This window comes from Streptomyces achromogenes (genome assembly GCF_030816715.1).
GTDB lineage: Bacteria > Actinomycetota > Actinomycetes > Streptomycetales > Streptomycetaceae > Streptomyces > Streptomyces achromogenes_A.
In genome coordinates this window covers 6,342,939-6,363,337 of record NZ_JAUSYH010000001.1, presented here as the reverse complement: position 1 = coordinate 6,363,337, position 20,399 = coordinate 6,342,939, and the positions used below count along the sequence as shown (strand labels likewise).

At 67.8% G+C, this 20,399-nt stretch carries 8 protein-coding genes, 1 tRNA gene and 2 rRNA genes; 1 reads left to right on the top strand and 10 read right to left on the bottom strand.

Annotated elements, in window-relative coordinates:
- Nucleotides 1-95 precede the first annotated feature (95 nt).
- The 7 genes from QF032_RS28585 to QF032_RS28555 all read right to left on the bottom strand — a co-directional run bounded on the left by QF032_RS28585 (nt 96) and on the right by QF032_RS28555 (nt 13,457).
- The gene (locus QF032_RS28585) at nt 96-641 is read right to left on the bottom strand and encodes a CinA family protein (RefSeq protein WP_307046405.1); all 546 of its coding nucleotides are present in this window, start codon (nt 639-641) and stop codon (nt 96-98) included.
- On the bottom strand, nt 638-1,423 hold the full coding sequence (gene pgsA, locus QF032_RS28580) for a CDP-diacylglycerol--glycerol-3-phosphate 3-phosphatidyltransferase (RefSeq protein ID WP_307046403.1): 786 nt from the start codon (nt 1,421-1,423) through the stop codon (nt 638-640). The genes QF032_RS28585 and pgsA overlap by 4 nt, the downstream gene beginning before the upstream one ends.
- Nucleotides 1,420-2,889, bottom strand: a complete 1,470-nt coding sequence (gene rimO / locus QF032_RS28575) for a 30S ribosomal protein S12 methylthiotransferase RimO (protein WP_307046401.1) — start codon at nt 2,887-2,889, stop codon at nt 1,420-1,422. Before rimO ends, pgsA begins: the two co-directional genes overlap by 4 nt.
- Nucleotides 2,890-2,988: 99 nt before the next feature.
- Entirely contained in the window at nt 2,989-3,828 is an 840-nt protein-coding gene (locus tag QF032_RS28570; RefSeq protein WP_307046399.1) for a helix-turn-helix domain-containing protein, read from the bottom strand.
- Between the two features lie 259 nt (nt 3,829-4,087).
- Complete coding sequence (locus QF032_RS28565; protein WP_307058000.1) at nt 4,088-6,847, bottom strand: DNA translocase FtsK; 2,760 nt, start codon at nt 6,845-6,847, stop codon at nt 4,088-4,090.
- Between the two features lie 180 nt (nt 6,848-7,027).
- Nucleotides 7,028-7,714, bottom strand: coding sequence for a response regulator (locus tag QF032_RS28560; protein WP_107441609.1), 687 nt, complete (start codon nt 7,712-7,714; stop codon nt 7,028-7,030).
- A gap of 280 nt (nt 7,715-7,994) precedes the next feature.
- Nucleotides 7,995-13,457: a HAMP domain-containing protein gene (locus QF032_RS28555; protein WP_307046393.1), complete on the bottom strand. Its 5,463-nt coding sequence runs from the start codon at nt 13,455-13,457 to the stop codon at nt 7,995-7,997.
- Between the two features lie 375 nt (nt 13,458-13,832).
- On the opposite strand from QF032_RS28555, the gene QF032_RS28550 reads away from it, so the two are divergent.
- A complete protein-coding gene (locus QF032_RS28550) occupies nt 13,833-16,574 on the top strand; it encodes a SpoIIE family protein phosphatase (RefSeq protein ID WP_307046391.1) in 2,742 nt (913 codons plus the stop codon).
- A 51-nt stretch (nt 16,575-16,625) separates the two neighbouring features.
- On the opposite strand, the gene QF032_RS28545 is transcribed toward QF032_RS28550, so the two are convergent.
- From QF032_RS28545 to QF032_RS28535, 3 genes are all read right to left on the bottom strand, one after another.
- Nucleotides 16,626-16,701 (bottom strand) — tRNA-Thr (locus QF032_RS28545).
- A 229-nt stretch (nt 16,702-16,930) separates the two neighbouring features.
- A 5S ribosomal RNA gene (gene rrf, locus QF032_RS28540) occupies nt 16,931-17,047 on the bottom strand.
- Nucleotides 17,048-17,137: 90 nt separating this feature from the next.
- Nucleotides 17,138-20,260: ribosomal RNA gene (locus tag QF032_RS28535) — 23S ribosomal RNA — on the bottom strand.
- Between the last annotated feature and the right edge of the window lie 139 nt (nt 20,261-20,399).

Here is a 20,399-nt window from a genome sequence, read left to right as displayed (position 1 = left end):
TCGGACCGCGTAGCCGCATCCTTCACGCCCCACCGTACCGCCTCGCGCTGCGGCCGTGCGGGGAGCGATGTCGTGTTCACTCAGGGCTGCAAACATCAAAACCCCCCGTTCTGTTCCGTATCCTGTGCCCGCTCGTTCCCGGTGTGTTCGCCCGCAAGCTCGGTCAGGAGCAGTGCGAGTACGCTCCGTACACTCTCTCTACGAATTTCCGCCCGGTCGCCGTTCAACCGCAGGGCCTCCACTTTTCCGCCAGCGGCAGAACCGGGATCCGCGCCGAACGGTCCGTCCACGGCCACGAAGACCGTTCCCACGGGCTGTCCGTCCTGGGCGTCCGGGCCGGCCACACCGGTGGTCGCGAGACCCCAGTCGGCGCCCAGCGCCCTGCGCACGCCGGCCGCCATCTGCGCCGCGACCTGCGCGTCCACCGCTCCCCGCGCCGCCAGCAGGGCGGCGTCGACGCCGAGCAGCTCGTGCTTGAGTCCGGTGGCGTACGCCGTCACCGAACCGCGGAAGATTTTGGACGCTCCGGGGACCGATGTGATCTCCGCCGCGACCAGACCGCCGGTCAGCGACTCGGCCACCGCGAGCGTGCCACCCGTGGCTGTGAGTAGTCGCACCACCTCGGCGGCCGTGGAATTCACCCTTGCGTCTCCTCCGCCGCGGCCTCGCGCTCGGCGATTCCCGCCCGGCGCAGCACGATGGCCTGTCTCACGTAGTCGAGGCCGGTCACCACGGTCAGGATCACCGCCGCGGCCATCACCCACCACCGCAGGGTCGCCAGCCACCCCGTCAGCGCCAGGACGTACATCCCGACGGCGATGCCCTGGACGAGCGTCTTCAGCTTGCCGCCCCGGCTCGCCGGGATGACGCCGTACCGGATGACCACGAAACGCATGAGGGTGATGCCGAGTTCCCGGCCCAGAATCACGATCGTCACCCACCACGGCAGGTCGCCGAGCGAGGAGAGGCAGATCAGCGCCGCTCCCATGATCGCCTTGTCGGCGATCGGGTCGGCGATCTTCCCGAAGTCGGTGACGAGGTTGTACGTGCGGGCCAGATGCCCGTCGAACAGATCGGTGATCATGGCGACGGCGAAGGCGGCCCACGCGAACGAGCGCCACGCCGGGTCGTAACCGCCGTCGGCCAGCATCAGCGCGACGAAGCCGGGCACCAGGATCAGCCGGAGCATCGTCAGAAGGTTGGCGATGTTCCACACGCTCGCCTGGTTGACGGCTGCGGCCGCGAGCTTCGCGCCCCGCGGCGGCTTCGCGTCGCCCTCCGGTTCGGCGAGCGCGGCCACGTCGGCGGCGGTCGGGCCCAGAGCCGTCACCGTGGCCTGCTCGGCCTCGGCGGCCTGCGCGGCGGCGGACTGCGGGGCCGCGGGCGAGGAGCCGCCCGCGGCCGATGCCGGAACACCCGTCATCTGCCCGCCTCCTCACTACACCCGAACGAACCCTGCAGAGGCTCGGCCACCAGGTCGACGCCTTCCGTGCCGATCACCTTCGCCTCGACCATACGACCGATGCCCAGGCCTTCGCCCGATGTGAGGAGCACCTGGCCGTCGGTCTCCGGCGCCTGGTGCGCGGCGCGACCGTGCACGCCCTCGTCGTCGATCGACTCCACGAGCACGTGGACGGTCTCGCCGAGCCGTTCCTCGGCGCGCTGTGAGACGAGCTCCTCGGCGAGCCGGGAGACCCGGGCGAGCCGCTCGGCCACGACGTCCACGTCGAGCTTGCCGTCGTACGTCGCGGCCTCGGTGCCGTCCTCGTCGGAGTAGCCGAAGACGCCGATCGCGTCCAGCCGTGCGCCGTCCAGGAACCGCTCCAGCTCCGCCAGGTCGGCCTCGGACTCACCGGGGAAGCCCACGATGAAGTTGGAGCGCACGCCCGCCTGGGGCGCCTTGCCGCGGATGGTGTCCAGGAGCTCCAGGAAGCGGTCGGTGTCGCCGAAGCGGCGCATCGCGCGCAGCACGCCGGGCGCGGAGTGCTGGAAGGACAGGTCGAAGTAGGGGGCGATCTTCGGCGTCGAGGTCAGCACGTCGATCAGACCGGGCCGCATCTCGGCCGGCTGGAGGTAGCTGACGCGCACCCGCTCCAGGCCGTCGACCTCGGCGAGCTCGGGCAGCAGCGACTCCAGAAGGCGGATGTCGCCGAGGTCCTTGCCGTAGGAGGTGTTGTTCTCGGAGACCAGCATGACCTCCTTGACGCCCTGCTCGGCCAGCCACCGCGTCTCGTTCAGCACGTCGCTCGGCCGACGCGAGATGAAGGAGCCCCGGAACGAGGGGATGGCGCAGAAGGAGCAGCGCCGGTCGCAGCCGGAGGCGAGCTTGACGGAGGCGACCGGAGCGCCGTCCAGCCGCCGGCGCAGGGGGGCGCGGGGGCCGGACTGCGGGGCCAGGCCCTCGGGGAGGTCGGTCGGCGCCCCGTGGCCGGGCAGCGCCACGTCGGTCGCCGACTGGCGCTCGGCCGGGCTGATCGGCAGCAGCTTGCGCCGGTCACGCGGGGTGTGGGAGGCGTGGATGCCGCCGTTCAGAATGGTCTGGAGTCGGTCGGAGATGTCGCTGTAGTCGTCGAAGCCGAGCACGCCGTCGGCTTCGGGAAGGGCGTCGGCGAGCTCCTTGCCGTACCGCTCGGCCATGCAGCCCACCGCGACGACGGCCTGGGTTCTGCCGTGCCCCTTGAGGTCGTTGGCCTCCAGGAGGGCGTCGACGGAGTCCTTCTTGGCGGCGTCGACGAAGCCGCAGGTGTTGACGACGGCGACGTCCGCGTCCTCGGCGTCCTCCACGAGCTGCCAGCCGTCCGCCTCCAAACGGCCTGCGAGCTCCTCCGAGTCCACCTCGTTGCGGGCGCAGCCAAGAGTGACGAGTGCGACGGTACGGCGTTCAGGCATGGGCTCAAGACTACTTTGTCCTGCCGACAGCAGACGTCGACGGGGTTGACGATCTTCGCCGACCCCGTCGAAGCCCCCGTCACACCGGGAAACGCCCGCTCATCCGACCTGCGGGTCGCCCTTCGTGTATGTCAGCCGCTCCACCGCGCCCGGCTGGAAGTCGTCGTTCAGCTTCTTGCCGTTGACGTACAGATCGACGGCGCCGGCGTCGCCGAGGATGAGGTTGATCTTCTTGCTGTCCTGGAAGGTCCGGGAGGCGCCCTTCTTGAGCAGGTCGTCGAAGAGCAGGCGGCCGGTGTGGTCCTTGACGGAGACCCAGCTGCGTCCGTCGGCGGCGACGACCTGGACGGTCACCTTGTCCTGCGGCGCCGCGGCGATGGCGCTGTCGGAGGGTTCGGGCTTCTCGTCGACCGGCTTGCCGGTCTTGGGCGTGGGCGAGGCGGTCTTGCCGGTCGTGGGAGTGGCGCCCTCGGCGGCCTGTTCCTTCGACCCGTCGTCGTCGCCGCCCTGGAAGGCGGTGAAGCCGACGAAGCCGACGACCGCGACGATCGCGGCGACCATGGCCGCGGTCCAGTTGGGTCCGCGGCGCTCGGGACGGATGCGTTCCGCTTCGAACAGGGGTGCCGCGGGGGTCGGCGCGGGGCGGCCGCCGTGGGTGGCGTCGTAGCGGTCGATCAAGGGGGCGGGGTCCAGGTGGACGGCCCTGGCCAGGGTCCGGACGTGCCCGCGCGCGTAGACGTCCCCGCCGCAGGGGGTGAAGTCGTCCGCCTCGATGGCGTGCACGATGGCGATGCGCACCCGGGTGGCCGTGCTGACGTCGTCGACGGTCAGACCGGCCGCGATGCGCGCCTGCTGCAGGGCGCGGCCGATGGAGAAGGGGGCTTCCTCGGACGGGTCTTCGAACGGACGCTCGTCTTCAGGGGAGTTGCCGATGGACACGGGGGCGCCTTTCGAGCGTGTAGCCACCTGTGCTGGAGGTTCAGTCTAGGGGGGGTGCCGAAGGGAGGGGCAACCGGACGGAGGGACTTTGTACGCCATCGGTATGGCCCGGACACATCGATGACGGGCCGGCCACGGGGCCCCTGGCGGGGAACCGCACCTGCCTCTCGCTCAACTGGACGTACGGCAATGGGAAACGGTTGCTCAGCGTTTTCTAACGGGTGAGTCACGGCCGGCACCCGGTCCCCTCGACTGACGTCTACCCCTCAGACTGCCCTCGGATCACCGCGAGGACGCCGTCCAACTCGTCCGGCTTCACCAGAACGTCACGCGCCTTGGATCCCTCGCTGGGACCGACGATGTTCCGCGACTCCATCAGGTCCATCAGCCGGCCGGCCTTGGCGAAGCCGACCCGCAGCTTGCGCTGCAGCATGGACGTCGACCCGAACTGGGTGGAGACGACCAGCTCGGCCGCCTGGCACAGCAGGTCGAGGTCGTCGCCGATGTCCTCGTCGATCTCCTTCTTCTGCTTCGTGCCGACGGTGACGTCGTCCCGGAAGACCGGGGCCATCTGGTCCTTGCAGTGCTGGACGACGGCCGCGACCTCGGCCTCGGTCACGAAGGCGCCCTGCATACGGGTGGGCTTGTTCGCGCCCATCGGCAGGAACAGTCCGTCGCCCTTGCCGATCAGTTTCTCGGCGCCCGGCTGGTCGAGGATGACCCGCGAGTCGGCGAGCGAGGAGGTGGCGAAGGCGAGCCGGGAGGGCACGTTCGCCTTGATCAGGCCGGTGACGACGTCGACCGACGGGCGCTGGGTGGCCAGCACCAGGTGGATTCCCGCCGCGCGCGCGAGCTGCGTGATGCGCACGATGGAGTCCTCCACGTCCCGCGGCGCGACCATCATCAGGTCCGCGAGCTCGTCGACGATCACCAGCAGGTAGGGGTACGGCTGGAGCTCGCGCTCGCTGCCCTCGGGCGACTTGACGCTCCCCTCGCGCACGGCCCGGTTGAAGTCGTCGATGTGCCGGTAGCCGTAGGCGGCGAGGTCGTCGTAGCGCAGGTCCATCTCGCGGACGACCCACTGGAGCGCCTCGGCCGCCCGCTTCGGGTTGGTGATGATCGGCGTGATCAGGTGCGGGATGCCCTCATAGGCCGTCAGCTCCACACGCTTGGGGTCGACCAGGATCATCCGGACGTCCTCGGGGGTCGCCCGCATCATGACCGAGGTGATCAGACAGTTGATGCAGGACGACTTGCCGGAGCCGGTGGCGCCGGCGACCAGGATGTGCGGCATCTTCGCCAGCGAGTGCATGACGTAACCGCCTTCGACGTCCTTGCCGAAGGCGACCAGCATCGGGTCGTCGTCCTCGGCGGACTCGGCCAGGCGCAGCACGTCGCCGAGGTTGACCATCTCGCGGTCGGTGTTCGGGATCTCGATGCCGACCGCGGACTTGCCGGGGATGGGGCTGATGATGCGCACGTCGGGGCTGGCGACGGCGTAGGCGATGTTCTTGGCGAGGGCGGTGATCCGCTCGACCTTCACGGCCGGCCCGAGCTCGACCTCGTAGCGGGTGACCGTCGGCCCGCGCGTGAAGCCGGTGACGGCGGCGTCGACCTTGAACTCGGTGAAGACGTTCGTCAGCGACGCGACGACGACGTCGTTGGCCGCGCTGCGCGCCTTGCCCGGGCCGCCGCGCTCCAGAACGTCGAGCGAGGGCAGCGCATAGGTGATGTCGCCCGAGAGCTGGAGCTGCTCGGCGCGCGGCGGCAGCTCGCGCGCGTGTTCGGGAGCCGACTTGGTCAGGTCCGGTACGGCTCCGTCGGTCCTGAGCTTCTCCTGCCGGGGGCGCGCCGCCGGCGCGGGGACGGGCGCCGCGGCCGGCGCCGGCACGGGCGTCGGCGTCGTCGGCTCCCGGTCGCCCACACTGACGCCCTGGGTGAGGTCGGCGACGATCCTCGAGGGCGGCATGCCGTGCAGGACGGCGCCGTCGAGGTCGGCCGCGGCGGCCGCCGCGATGTCCACGGCGTCCGGCTGCCGGTCCATGGCCGGCTGCGGCACCGCCGAGCGCCGGGGCCGGCCGCGCCGCTGGGAGAGCGCGTCCTGCTCGGCGCTGTCGGGGCCGTACGCCTCGGGCGCGCCCGAGCGCCGTCGGGGGCGGCCGGGCAGCGCCTCACGCCACTGCTCGTCATAGCGCTCGTCGTCCGAGAACTCGTCGTACTCGTCCGTCCCGGGATCGTGCAGCACGCCCAGCCGCACCCCGAGCTGCCGCAGCCGCTGCGGAATCGCGTTGACCGGGGTCGCGGTGACGACGAGCAGCCCGAAGACCGTGAGCAGCACCAGCAGCGGCACGGCGAGCACCTCGCCCATGGAATAGGTCAGCGGGGTCGCCGCGCCCCAGCCGATGAGACCGCCGGCGTCCCTTATGGCCTGCATGCCGGCGCTGCGCGCGGGCGCGCCGCAGGCGATGTGGACCTGCCCGAGCACGCCGATGACGAGCGCGGACAGACCGATCACGATGCGGCCGTTGGCCTCCGGCTTCTCCGGGTGCCGGATGAAGCGCACCGCGATGACCGCCAGCAGTATCGGTACGAGCAGGTCGAGCCGGCCGAACGAGCCGGTCACCAGGATCTCGACGAGGTCGCCGACGGGGCCGCGCAGGTCGGCCCAGGTGCCCGCGGCGACGATCAGGGCGAGGCCCAGCAGCAGCAGCGCGACGCCGTCCTTGCGGTGGGCCGGGTCGAGGTTCTTCGCGCCGTTCCCTATGCCGCGGAACACCGCGCCCACGGCGTGCGCCAGGCCGAGCCAGACGGCGCGGACCAGGCGGTAGACGCCTCCGGTGGGACTGGGAGCCGGCGGGGGCGGGGGCTTCCTGACCGCGGCCTTCCTGGCAGGCGCCTTCTTCGCCGGCGCCTTCTTCGGGACGGTTTTCTTCGCGGCGGCCTTCTTCGCCACAGCCTTCGCGGGAGCCGCCGCCTTCTTGGCGGGCTGCTTCTTGGCTGCGGAAGGACGTGAGGCCATGGGTGTGAGGTTACCGGTGGAGACCACAAGGGACACGCGTGCCCACTGCTTCACCCGTTCGTGTCGCTTTCGCGGACACCCGGAACTGACGCCTCCCCTGTGCGGGAGGAAAGAACTGACGCGCTGTCATGCGCAACTCCACGCGCCGCACGCGTCAGTTCCGTTCAGTTCTGCGACGACTCAGTTCTGCGACGACACGGAGGCCGTACCGCTGCCGGCGCCCGGCTCCAGGGCGTCCAGTGCCCGGCGCAGACCTGTGAGTTTGCGCTCCAGATGAGCGGCCGTGGCCACTGCGGCCGCGTCCGCCGACTCGTCGTCGAGCTGCTTGGACAGCGCCTCCGCCTGCTCCTCGACGGCCGCGAGCCGCGCGGAGAGCTCGGCGAGCAGTCCTGCCGCCTCCTTGGCGCCGCCCGTGGCGGCCTTGCCGCCGCCGCCCTCCAACTGCAACCGCAACAGCGCCGCCTGCTCACGGAGCTGACAGTTCTTCATGTACAGCTCGACGAACACCGAGACCTTCGCACGCAGCACCCACGGGTCGAACGGCTTGGAGATGTAGTCCACCGCGCCCGCCGCGTAACCGCGGAAGGTGTGGTGCGGCCCGTGGTTGATCGCGGTGAGGAAGATGATCGGGATGTCCCGGGTCCGCTCCCGCCGCTTGATGTGCGCGGCCGTCTCGAAGCCGTCCATTCCCGGCATCTGGACGTCCAGCAGAATGACAGCGAAGTCGTCCGTCAGCAGTGCCTTGAGCGCCTCTTCCCCGGACGATGCCCGCACCAGCGTCTGATCGAGCGCCGAGAGGATCGCCTCCAGCGCCAGCAGATTCTCCGGCCGGTCATCGACCAGGAGGATCTTGGCCTTCTGCACCATGGCCCGCCCTCCTCGCCCCGGCAGTGCACCGGGCGCCGCCCCTGGGGACGACTCCTGTGCGCCGCCCTTCCTTGTGCCGGTCATGGTAGCCGCACCCCGACCGTCGCCACACCCTGTCACCGTGATGTCACTGTGCACGTAGCAGGAACGCAGCGGAAGACCAGAAGGTTCCCCGAATTCCGCCCCGCTACACGGCGGCGGCCACCCTGAGTCAACAACTCCGGGCGACCGCCACGAGTTCCCGTCGCACGGGAGGCCTCGATCACACCGAGGACCCCTGTCACGCGCCCCGCATCCACTGCTGCATCACGGTCAGCAGGTGATCGGGGTCGACGGGCTTCGTCACGTAGTCGGAGGCACCCGACTCGAGCGCCTTCTCCCGGTCGCCCTTCATCGCCTTCGCGGTCAGCGCGATGATCGGCAACCCCGAGAACTGCGGCATCCGCCGGATCGCCGTCGTCGTCGCATAGCCGTCCATCTCGGGCATCATGATGTCCATCAGGACGACCGCCACGTCGTCGTGCTGCTCCAGGACCTCGATGCCCTCCCGGCCGTTCTCCGCGTACAGCACCGACAGGCCGTGCTGCTCAAGGACGCTGGTCAGCGCGAACACGTTGCGGATGTCGTCGTCGACGATCAGCACCTTCTCACCGCCGAAGCGGATGCCCGGGCGCGCCTGCGTCCCCGTCTGCTGTCCGCGGGACGGCCACTGCTCCGGCCTGCCGACCTGCTCACCGCTCACCAGCCGCCGACGGCGCCGGAAAAGAGCCGCCGGGCCGTTCTGCGCGTCCTGGTACGACTTCACCTCGGCCGGCATCTGGATCTCGGTCTCGGACAGCTCCGACGGCTCCACCGCTCCGTTCTCGGAGGCCACCAGGTCACCGGCCTCCAGGGCGGGCACGATCTGCTGGTAGCCCTGTGGCGGCAGCTCGCTCGGGTGCAGCGGCAAATACAGCGTGAACGTCGACCCACGGCCCGTCTCGCTCTGCGCGTGGATCTCACCGCCGAGCAACTGCGCGATCTCCCGCGAGATCGACAGCCCGAGGCCCGTACCGCCGTACTTGCGGCTGGTGGTGCCGTCCGCCTGCTTGAACGCCTCGAAGATCACCCGCATCTTGCTGGCCGCGATCCCGATGCCGGTGTCGGTCACCGAGAACGCGATCAGCGGCGCGTCCGCGTCGGTCAGCGAACCCGCCTCGAGCAGCTGCTCGCGGATCGCCACCGGCACCTCCGCCCCGGCCGGCCTGATGACCAGCTCCACCGACCCGGAGTCGGTGAACTTCACCGCGTTGGACAGCAGGTTCCGCAGCACCTGGAGAAGCCGCTGCTCGTCGGTGTGCAGCGTGGCCGGCAGCTCCGGCGACACCCGCACCGACAGGTCGAGGCCCTTCTCCGCGGTCAGCGGGCGGAAGGTGGCCTCCACGTAGTCCACGAGCTGCACGAGCGCGATCCGCGTCGGCGACACGTCCATCTTGCCCGCCTCGACCTTCGACAGGTCGAGGATGTCGTTGATCAGCTGGAGCAGGTCGGAACCGGCCCCGTGGATCGTCTCGGCGAACTCGACCTGCTTCGGCGTCAGGTTGGTGTCCGCGTTGTCGGCGAGCAGCTTGGCGAGGATCAGCAGCGAGTTCAGCGGCGTCCGCAGCTCGTGCGACATGTTCGCCAGGAACTCGCTCTTGTAGCGCATCGACACCGCGAGCTGCTCGGCGCGCTCCTCCAGCACCTGCCGCGCCTCCTCGATCTCGGTGTTCTTCACCTCGATGTCGCGGTTCTGCTGGGCCAGCAGCTCGGCCTTCTCCTCCAGTTCGGCGTTGGACGCCTGCAGCGCCTTCTGCCGCTGCTCCAACTCGGCCGACCGCTCACGCAGTTGCTCGGTCAGCTCCTGCGACTGCTTCAGCAGCTGCTCCGTCTTGGTGTTGACGGAGATCGTGTTGACGCTGGTCGCGATCATCTCGGCGAGCTGGTTGAGGAAGTCCTTCTGGATCTGCGTGAACGGCGTGAACGACGCCAGCTCGATCACGCCGAGCACCTGACCCTCGAACAGCACCGGCAGCACGATCACCTGCGCGGGCGGCGCCTCGCCGAGCCCCGAGGAGATCTTCAGATAGCCGCTCGGGGCGTTCGCGACGAGGATCGTGCGCTTCTCCTCGGCCGCCGTACCCACCAGCGCCTCACCAGGCCTGAACGACGACGGCATCGATCCCATCGAGTAGCCGTACGAGCCGAGCATCCGCAGCTCGTACAGATCGGCGTCACCGTCCGCCGGCGGCATCGCCAGGAAGAACGCACCGTGCTGCGCGGCCACCAGGGGCGGCAGCTCGCTCATGATCAGCGAGGCCACGTCCTGCAGATCGCGCCGGCCCTGCATCAGAGCCGACACGCGCGCGAGGTTGCCCTTGAGCCAGTCCTGCTCCTTGTTGGCGATCGTGGTGTCGCGCAGGTTGGCGATCATCTTGTTGATGTAGTCCTGGAGCTCCTGGATCTCCCCGGACGCGTCCACGTCGATCTTCAGGTTCAGGTCGCCGCGCGTCACGGCAGTCGCCACGCGCGCGATGGCTCGTACCTGCCGGGTCAGGTTCCCGGCCATCTCGTTCACCGACTCGGTCAGGTCACGCCAGGTGCCGTCGACGTCACGCACGCGTGCCTGACCGCCCAGCTGCCCCTCGGTGCCCACCTCGCGGGCGACGCGGGTGACCTCCTCGGCGAACGACGACAGCTGGTCGACCATCGTGTTGATGGTCGTCTTCAGCTCGAGGATCTCCCCGCGCGCGTCGATGTCGATCTTCTTCGTCAGGTCACCCTTGGCGATGGCCGTCGTCACCATGGCGATGTTGCGCACCTGACCGGTCAGGTTGGACGCCATGCCGTTCACGGAGTCGGTGAGGTCCTTCCACGTGCCCGCCACACCCGGCACATGCGCCTGCCCGCCCAGGATGCCGTCCGTGCCCACCTCACGGGCCACCTTCGTGACCTGCTCGGCGAACGAACTCAGCGTCTTCACCATGGTGTTGAACGTGTCGGCGAGCTGCTGGACCTCACCGCGCGCCTCGATCGTCACCTGCCGCGTCAGGTCGCCGTTGGCCACGGCCGCCGCGACCTGGGAGATGTTGCGCACCTGCATGGTCAGGTTCTTGGCCATCAGGTTGACGTTGCCGCTGAGGTCCTTCCAGATGCCCGTGACACCGGGCACGTGCGCCTGGCCGCCCAGGATGCCCTCGGTGCCCACCTCGCGGGCCACCCGGGTCACCTGCTCGGCGAACGACGACAGCTGGTCCACCATCGTGTTGACGGTGGTGACGAGCTCCAGGATCTCGCCCTTGGCGTCGACCGTGATCTTCTTCGACAGGTCGCCCTTGGCGACCGCGGTCGTGACCTCGGCGATCTGACGCACCTGAATGGTCAGGTTGTTCGCCATGAAGTTCACCGACTGCGTGAGGTCCTTCCAGGTGCCGGAGACGCCCTGCACCTCGGCCTGTCCGCCGAGCTGCCCCTCCGTACCCACCTCACGGGCCACGCGCGTGACCTCCTGGGCGAACGACGACAGCTGATCGACCATCGTGTTCAGGGTGTTCTTCAGCTCCAGGATCTCTCCGCGTGCGTCCACGGTGATCTTCTGGGAGAGGTCACCGCGGGCCACCGCAGTGGCCACCTGGGCGATGTTGCGCACCTGGGCGGTGAGGTTGCCGGCCATGCCGTTCACCGAGTCCGTCAGGTCCCGCCACACACCCGCCACGCCGGGCACCTGCGCCTGACCGCCCAGCCGGCCCTCGGTACCCACGTCACGCGCGACCCGGGTCACCTGGTCGGCGAACGCGGACAGCTGGTCGACCATCGTGTTGATGGTGTTCTTGAGCTCGAGGATCTCCCCGCGCGCGTCCACGTCGATCTTCTGCGACAGGTCGCCCCGGGCCACCGCCGTCGTCACCTGCGCGATGTTGCGCACCTGCGAGGTCAGGTTCCCCGCCATGGAGTTGACGGAGTCGGTGAGCTCCTTCCACGTGCCCGAGACGCCGTCCACCCGCGCCTGACCGCCCAGCCGGCCCTCCGTGCCCACGTCCCGGGCCATCCGCGTCACCTGGTCGGCGAAGGACGACAGCTGGTCCACCATCGTGTTCACGGTGTTCTTCAGCTGCGCCATCTCGCCGGACACGTCCACGGTGACCTTCTGCGACAGGTCGCCGTTGGCCACCGCCGTGGTGACCTGCGCGATGTTCCTCACCTGTCCGGTGAGATTCCGGAACGCCGTGTTGACGGAGTCCGTCAGGTCCTTCCACGTCCCGGCCGCGCCCGACACCTGTGCCTGACCGCCCAGCTCACCCTCGACGCCGATCTCCCGCGCCACCCGCGTGACCTCGGCGCCGAAGGCCGACAGCTGGTCGACCATCCCGTTGACGGTGTTCTTCAGCTCCAGCATCTCGCCGGCCACGTCCACCGTGACCTTCTGCGACAGGTCTCCGCTGGCCACGGCGGTCGTCACGGCCGCGATGTCCCGCACCTGGGTGGTGAGGTTACGGAACACGGTGTTGACGGAGTCCGTCAGGTCCTTCCAGGTGCCGGCCGCGCCCGGCACGTTCGCCTGGCCGCCCAGCTGCCCCGCCGCGCCCACCTCGTTGGCGACGCGCGTGACCTCGTCGGCGAAGGTCCGCAGCGTCTCGGTCATCTGGTTGATCGTGTCGGCGAGCTGCGCGACCTCACCGCGCGCCGACACCGTCACCTTCTGCGACAGGTCACCGTTGGCGACCGCCGTCGTCACCTCCGCGATCCCGCGCACCTGGGCCGTCAGGTTCCCGGCCATGGTGTTCACCGAATCGGTGAGCTCCTTCCACACCCCGTCCACACCGGACACCTGCGCCTGGCCGCCGAGGATGCCCTCGGTGCCCACCTCGCGGGCGACCCGCGTCACCTCGACCGAGAACGCGGAGAGCTGGTCCACCATCGTGTTGACGGTGTTCTTCAGCTCGAGCATCTCGCCCTCGACGTGAACCGTCACCTTCCGTGACAGATCGCCCTTGGCCACCGCCGTCGTCACCAGCGCGATGTCCCGCACCTGCGCCGTCAGCCGGTACGCCATGGTGTTGACGGACTCCGTGAGGTCCTTCCACGAACCGGACATGCCGCGCACCTGCGCCTGGCCGCCCAGCTTGCCCTCGGTGCCCACCTCGCTGGCCACCCGCGTGACCTCGTCGGTGAACGTCGACAACTGGTCGACGAGGTTGTTGACGGTCCGCCCGACCTTCAGGAACTCGCCGCGCAACGGCTGCCCGGCCGCCCCGTCCGGCGTCTGCGTCCTGAGCTCCATGCGCGGCGACAGATCGCCCTCGGCCACCGCCGACAGCACCCGCCCGACCTCGGAGACCGGCCGGACAAGGTCGTCGACCAGCGCGTTCGAGTTGTCGATTGCCGTCGCCCAGGACCCCTCACAGGCACCCGTCTCCAGCCGCTCGGTGAGCTTCCCCTCTCGTCCCACCATGCGTCGCACCCGCGACAGCTCGCCCGTGAGATGCAGATTGCGGTCCGCCACCTCGTTGAACACGGCGGCGATCTCCGACATCACGCCGTCGCCGGAGACCGTGAGCCGCTTGCGGAAGTTTCCCTCCCGCATGGACACCAGAGCGACCAGCAACCGGTTCAGAGCTGCCGTGTCCACGACAGTCGTCCCGCCACGTGGTGTACGCGGCCTGCTCAGAGACTGTCCGCCTTTCGCGCGCGTCTTAGTGCCCCGCGTCGCTGCGCCAGACTCCACTTGTCCCTCCCGCAGGGGTCGACCGTTACCGCTGTGCCTGGGTGCTACTTTTCGCCATGCCCGTTACTTCTGGGTATCCGCGCCCGATCAAACCAGGCGGGGCCCGGGAGCTACTGCCCCCTGTACTCAGAAGACACCCAGTCTGCCCGGACCTTCACAAGAAGCCTGCCCAGTGTTTCACCCTTGCCGAACCAGGCCATAACAGTTCGGCAGCTTCGCACATCGTCCGCACACCCCTGGGCGGAACACAGCCGACCGGCATCCGCGCGGACCGGGATGGTAAGTAACCTTGCATGCGGCCTCCCAGCCGCGCCGGTCCCACCGGCCTGGGCGGTGGCACGAGCACGAGCGGGCATCGGAGGGGCGGCCGCACACATGACCACCGGACTGATCCCGGGGGGACAGACCCCGGACCCCCGGTCCTCAGGCACGCGTCCGCCCCATCAGCGAGGCGACCTGACCGGCCGGGGAGCCCTGCACGTCGACGACCGGCCGAGGAGTTCTGTGATCACCGCGCGCGCGGCTGCCAGCTTCGAGCCCGTGGGGCGATCCGTGGCGACCGCCCGCGCCTTCGTTCGCGACACCCTCCAGGGGTGGGGCTTCGCCGACATCGTCGACGACGCGGTGGTCCTCACCAGCGAACTGGTGACCAACGCCGTCGTCCACGCCGGCACCCACGCCGACGTCCTGTGTCTGCGCAGCGACGGCGGGGTCCGCATCGAGGTGGCCGACCGGTATCCGGAGCGCGAGATCCCCCTCCAGGGCTCCCCAGCGACCATGGGCAGTCCCGACCGCGAGGGCGGCCGCGGCCTCCAGCTGTGCGCGGCCATCGCCGCCCGCTGGGGCGTCGAGTACACCCCCACCCACAAACAGGTCTGGTTCCAACTCGAGCTCCCCGACCGTCCGGTGGGCACCCGCGCCGCCGGCCCGTCGCTCCCCGCCGACCTCCTGCCCCTCGCCGACAGCCGGGTACGCGTCGCCGTCGTCCAGATCGACCGCGTGGGAGCCGTCTCCGCCTGGAACGAGGACGCCGAGGAAATGTTCGGCTACCCCGCCGACCAGGTCACCGGCAAGCCCCTCACCGACCTCGCCGCCTGGCCGCACACCCCCGGCACCAGCACCGGCATCGCCGAGGCGCTCCAGCTCTCCCGCTGGGAGGGCAGTTACGGCATCCGGGGCGCGGACGGCCGGGTCACCCCGGTCTACGCCTCCCACCTCCGCGTGCGTGACACCGACGGCGAGCCCTCCACGGTCTGCCTGCTCGTCCGCGACCACGAACGCGCCGTCCTGCAGACACCCTCGCGCGTCCCGTCCACGGACAGCGCCACCGCCTCCGACGGCCAGAGCACCGATCCCTTCGAGGTGTTCATCGGCTCACCGGCCCCCGACGACCTCGACGGCCTCCTCCAGCGCACGGTCGAACGCGCCCGTGACATGCTCGACGGCGACTCCGCCTTCCTCCTCCTGGCCACCGACGACGAGACGGAGCTGGAGGTCCGCGCCTCCACGGGTCTGCCCTCCGCCCGCCAGCGCTTCGCGCGCGTGCCCGTCGAGGCCGGTCCGGGCCGCTACGGCTCGGCCCGGATGCCCGCCGTCCACGAGGACCTTCTCGCCGTCCCCGGCGCGGTCCCTCTGCTGAACGGCACGGGGATGCGCTCGGTCGTCACGGTTCCGCTGAAGGTCGAGGGCCGCCTGACCGGTTCCCTCGGCGTGGCGGCGGAGGCGCACGGCCGCTATTCCAACGAGGAGGCGCTACGCCTCCAGTTCGCGGCCGACCGCATCGCGCTGGCCGTGGAGTCGGCCCGTCTCGGCGAGCTGGAGCGCCTGCGCCGGGGCTCCCTCAGCTTCCTCGTCGAGGCCTCCGATCTCCTCGCCGGCACCCTGGACCGCGACCAGACCCTCGCCCTGATGGCTCAGATGACCGTGCCGACGCTGGCGACCTGGTGCGCGGTCTACACGATCGCCGACCAGGCCTCCGATCCCTATCTCTCCTACGTCCTGCACGAGGACGAGGAACTGATCGACGGCATCAAGTCGTTGCTCTCGAAGATCGCCCCGCCCGACCCGGTCCCCACGCCCGGCGCCCGGGTGTGGGCGGCCCCCGCCGCGGCGGCGCACGACGCGGCCCTGCGCAGTTCCATGCGCAGCCTCGGCCTGACCGGCGGGCCGACCCATCAGGTGGCCTCGGGCATCGGTCCCACCCTCGCCACGGCCTCCGCCGTCGGCGGCGAGACCGTCGTCCTCCCCCTGGTCGCCCGCAACCGCGTCATCGGCATGCTGACCCTCGGCAAGCCCACCGACGAGCACTTCCGCCAGGAGATCCTGGAACTGGCCGAGGACCTGAGCCGCCGAGCGGCCCTCGCCCTCGACAACGCCCGCCTGTACTCGGAGCGCACGGCCATCAGCCAGGCCCTCCAACGCAGCCTTCTCCCCCCGGAGACCCCCAAGATCGACGGCGTCGAGGTCGAGGTCATCTACCGGGCCGCCGGAGAGGGCAACGAGGTGGGCGGCGACTTCTACGACGTCTTCCCCATCAGCGAGGGCGTGTACGGCTTCGCCATCGGCGACGTCTGCGGCACGGGCCCCAACGCGGCGGCGGTCACCGGTCTCGCCCGCCACGCCCTTCGCCTCCTGGCCAGGGAAGGCCTGAGCGGCCCGGCCGTTCTCGAGCGTCTCAACTCCGCCATCCTGGACGAGGGCGCCCGCAGCCGCTTCCTGACCCTCCTCTACGGCGAGATGCGCCCGCACGAGGACGGCAGCGCGGAGTTGAAGGTCGTGTGCGCGGGCCACCCGCTGCCCCTCCGGCTGCGCCAGGACGGCACGGTCGAGCCGGCCGCCGAACCCCAGCCGCTGCTGGGCGTCATGGAGGACCTGGAGCTCTACGAGCAGACCGTCACCCTCGACCCGGGCGACGTCCTGCTCTGCGTCACCGACGGAGTCACCGAGCGCCGGGAGGGCACCCGCATGCTGGGGGACGACGGCCTCGCCGACGTCCTCACCACCTGCACGGGTCTCACGGCCGGCGCGGTCGCCGCCCGCATCATGCGCGCGGTGGAACGCTTCGCGTCCGACGCCCCGTCGGACGACATGGCGATCCTGGCCATGCGCGTGGCATAAGACGGGCAAAGAGAAAAGCCCCCACCCGAACGGGTGGAGGCTTTCTCTTTGTGGAGCCCCCTAACGGAATCGAACCGTTGACCTTCTCCTTACCATGGAGACGCTCTGCCGACTGAGCTAAGGGGGCTGGTCACTTCTCGAGGTTTCCCTCGCGGCAACGGAACAGAGCATACCCCGAACGGCCCGGTGTTCTCAAACTCGCTCACAGGTCGGGCTGAAGCGGTCCGCCGCCCCTCACCGGGCCGGCCTGTCCGGTGCATCTTCCCCTGACCGGACGCCGCTGCGCTGGCCGGTTCGTCATGCCTGGAACGCAGAAAACCCCCGTGCCGAATGGCACGGGGGTTTTCGCAATGATTGTTCGGCGGTGTCCTACTCTCCCACAGGGTCCCCCCTGCAGTACCATCGGCGCTGTAAGGCTTAGCTTCCGGGTTCGGAATGTAACCGGGCGTTTCCCTCACGCTATGACCACCGAAACACTATGAAACTGTCCAGCCGCACCACACCGTGACCATGGCATGGGGCTGTTCGTGGTTTCAGAACCAACACAGTGGACGCGAGCAACTGAGGACAAGCCCTCGGCCTATTAGTACCAGTCAGCTTCACCCATTACTGGGCTTCCACATCCGGCCTATCAACCCAGTCGTCTACTGGGAGCCTTACCCCATCAAGTGGGTGGGAATACTCATCTCGAAGCAGGCTTCCCGCTTAGATGCTTTCAGCGGTTATCCCTCCCGAACGTAGCCAACCAGCCATGCCCTTGGCAGAACAACTGGCACACCAGAGGTTCGTCCGTCCCGGTCCTCTCGTACTAGGGACAGCCCTTCTCAATATTCCTGCGCGCGCAGCGGATAGGGACCGAACTGTCTCACGACGTTCTAAACCCAGCTCGCGTACCGCTTTAATGGGCGAACAGCCCAACCCTTGGGACCGACTCCAGCCCCAGGATGCGACGAGCCGACATCGAGGTGCCAAACCATCCCGTCGATATGGACTCTTGGGGAAGATCAGCCTGTTATCCCCGGGGTACCTTTTATCCGTTGAGCGACGGCGCTTCCACAAGCCACCGCCGGATCACTAGTCCCGACTTTCGTCCCTGCTCGACCCGTCGGTCTCACAGTCAAGCTCCCTTGTGCACTTACACTCAACACCTGATTGCCAACCAGGCTGAGGGAACCTTTGGGCGCCTCCGTTACTCTTTAGGAGGCAACCGCCCCAGTTAAACTACCCATCAGACACTGTCCCTGATCCGGATCACGGACCCAGGTTAGACATCCAGCACGACCAGACTGGTATTTCAACGACGACTCCACTCGAACTGGCGTCCAAGCTTCACAGTCTCCCAGCTATCCTACACAAGCCGAACCGAACACCAATATCAAACTGTAGTAAAGGTCCCGGGGTCTTTCCGTCCTGCTGCGCGAAACGAGCATCTTTACTCGTAGTGCAATTTCACCGGGCCTATGGTTGAGACAGTCGAGAAGTCGTTACGCCATTCGTGCAGGTCGGAACTTACCCGACAAGGAATTTCGCTACCTTAGGATGGTTATAGTTACCACCGCCGTTTACTGGCGCTTAAGTTCTCAGCTTCGCCACCCCGAAGAGTGACTAACCGGTCCCCTTAACGTTCCAGCACCGGGCAGGCGTCAGTCCGTATACATCGCCTTACGGCTTCGCACGGACCTGTGTTTTTAGTAAACAGTCGCTTCTCGCTGGTCTCTGCGGCCACCCCCAGCTCGAGGAGCAAGTCCTCTCACCAAGCGTGGCCCCCCTTCTCCCGAAGTTACGGGGGCATTTTGCCGAGTTCCTTAACCATAGTTCACCCGAACGCCTCGGTATTCTCTACCTGACCACCTGAGTCGGTTTAGGGTACGGGCCGCCATGAAACTCGCTAGAGGCTTTTCTCGACAGCATAGGATCATCCACTTCGCCACAATCGGCTCGGCATCAGGTCTCAGCCTTAATGTGTGACGGATTTGCCTATCACACGGCCTACACCCTTACCCCGGGACAACCACCGCCCGGGATGGACTACCTTCCTGCGTCACCCCATCACTCACCTACTGCAAGTCTGGTCCGTCGGCTCCACCACTTTCCATTCCCCGAAGGGTCCGGAACGGCTTCACGGACTTAGCATCGCCTGGTTCGATGTTTGACGCTTCACAGCGGGTACCGGAATATCAACCGGTTATCCATCGACTACGCCTGTCGGCCTCGCCTTAGGTCCCGACTTACCCTGGGCAGATCAGCTTGACCCAGGAACCCTTAGTCAATCGGCGCACACGTTTCTCACGTGTGAATCGCTACTCATGCCTGCATTCTCACTCGTGAACCGTCCACAACTACCTTCCGGTGCTGCTTCACCCGGCACACGACGCTCCCCTACCCATCACAGCAGGCGTTGGCCCTATTGCTGCAATGACACGACTTCGGCGGTACGCTTGAGCCCCGCTACATTGTCGGCGCGGAATCACTAGACCAGTGAGCTATTACGCACTCTTTCAAGGGTGGCTGCTTCTAAGCCAACCTCCTGGTTGTCTCTGCGACTCCACATCCTTTCCCACTTAGCGTACGCTTAGGGGCCTTAGTCGATGCTCTGGGCTGTTTCCCTCTCGACCATGGAGCTTATCCCCCACAGTCTCACTGCCGCGCTCTCACTTACCGGCATTCGGAGTTTGGCTAAGGTCAGTAACCCGGTAGGGCCCATCGCCTATCCAGTGCTCTACCTCCGGCAAGAAACACACGACGCTGCACCTAAATGCATTTCGGGGAGAACCAGCTATCACGGAGTTTGATTGGCCTTTCACCCCTAACCACAGGTCATCCCCCAGGTTTTCAACCCTGGTGGGTTCGGTCCTCCACGAAGTCTTACCTCCGCTTCAACCTGCCCATGGCTAGATCACTCCGCTTCGGGTCTTGAGCGTGCTACTGAAACGCCCTGTTCGGACTCGCTTTCGCTACGGCTACCCCACTCGGGTTAACCTCGCAACACACCGCAAACTCGCAGGCTCATTCTTCAAAAGGCACGCAGTCACGAGACGCCAAGCAAGCTTGACGTCCGACGCTCCCACGGCTTGTAGGCACACGGTTTCAGGTACTATTTCACTCCGCTCCCGCGGTACTTTTCACCATTCCCTCACGGTACTATCCGCTATCGGTCACCAGGGAATATTTAGGCTTAGCGGGTGGTCCCGCCAGATTCACACGGGATTTCTCGGGCCCCGTGCTACTTGGGTGTCTCTCAAACGAGCCGTTGATGTTTCGACTACGGGGGTCTTACCCTCTACGCCGGACCTTTCGCATGTCCTTCGCCTACATCAACGGTTTCTGACTCGCCTCACAGCCGGCAGACTGTGAAAGAGAGATCCCACAACCCCGAATGCGCAACCCCTGCCGGGTCTCACACGCATACGGTTTGGCCTCATCCGGTTTCGCTCGCCACTACTCCCGGAATCACGGTTGTTTTCTCTTCCTGCGGGTACTGAGATGTTTCACTTCCCCGCGTTCCCTCCACATACCCTATGTGTTCAGGTATGGGTGACAGCCCATGACGACTGCCGGGTTTCCCCATTCGGAAACCCCCGGATCAAAGCCTGGTTGACGGCTCCCCGGGGACTATCGTGGCCTCCCACGTCCTTCATCGGTTCCTGGTGCCAAGGCATCCACCGTGCGCCCTTAAAAACTTGGCCACAGATGCTCGCGTCCACTGTGCAGTTCTCAAACAACGACCAGCCACCCATCACCCCCAACCTGAGCTGGAGTTCACTGGGGCCGGCATCAGAAGGACGACCTCACGGCCATACCCTCAGACACCCAACAGCGTGCCCG

What these genes read in the sequence shown, in the direction of transcription:
- QF032_RS28550 (WP_307046391.1), top strand. Translation starts at nt 13,833, where the DNA reads ATGACCACCGGACTGATCCCGGGGGGACAGACCCCGGACCCCCGGTCC.
- QF032_RS28560 (WP_107441609.1), bottom strand. Translation starts at nt 7,714, where the DNA reads ATGGTGCAGAAGGCCAAGATCCTCCTGGTCGATGACCGGCCGGAGAAT.
- pgsA (WP_307046403.1), bottom strand. Translation starts at nt 1,423, where the DNA reads ATGACGGGTGTTCCGGCATCGGCCGCGGGCGGCTCCTCGCCCGCGGCC.
- rimO (WP_307046401.1), bottom strand. Translation starts at nt 2,889, where the DNA reads ATGCCTGAACGCCGTACCGTCGCACTCGTCACTCTTGGCTGCGCCCGC.
- QF032_RS28565 (WP_307058000.1), bottom strand. Translation starts at nt 6,847, where the DNA reads ATGGCCTCACGTCCTTCCGCAGCCAAGAAGCAGCCCGCCAAGAAGGCG.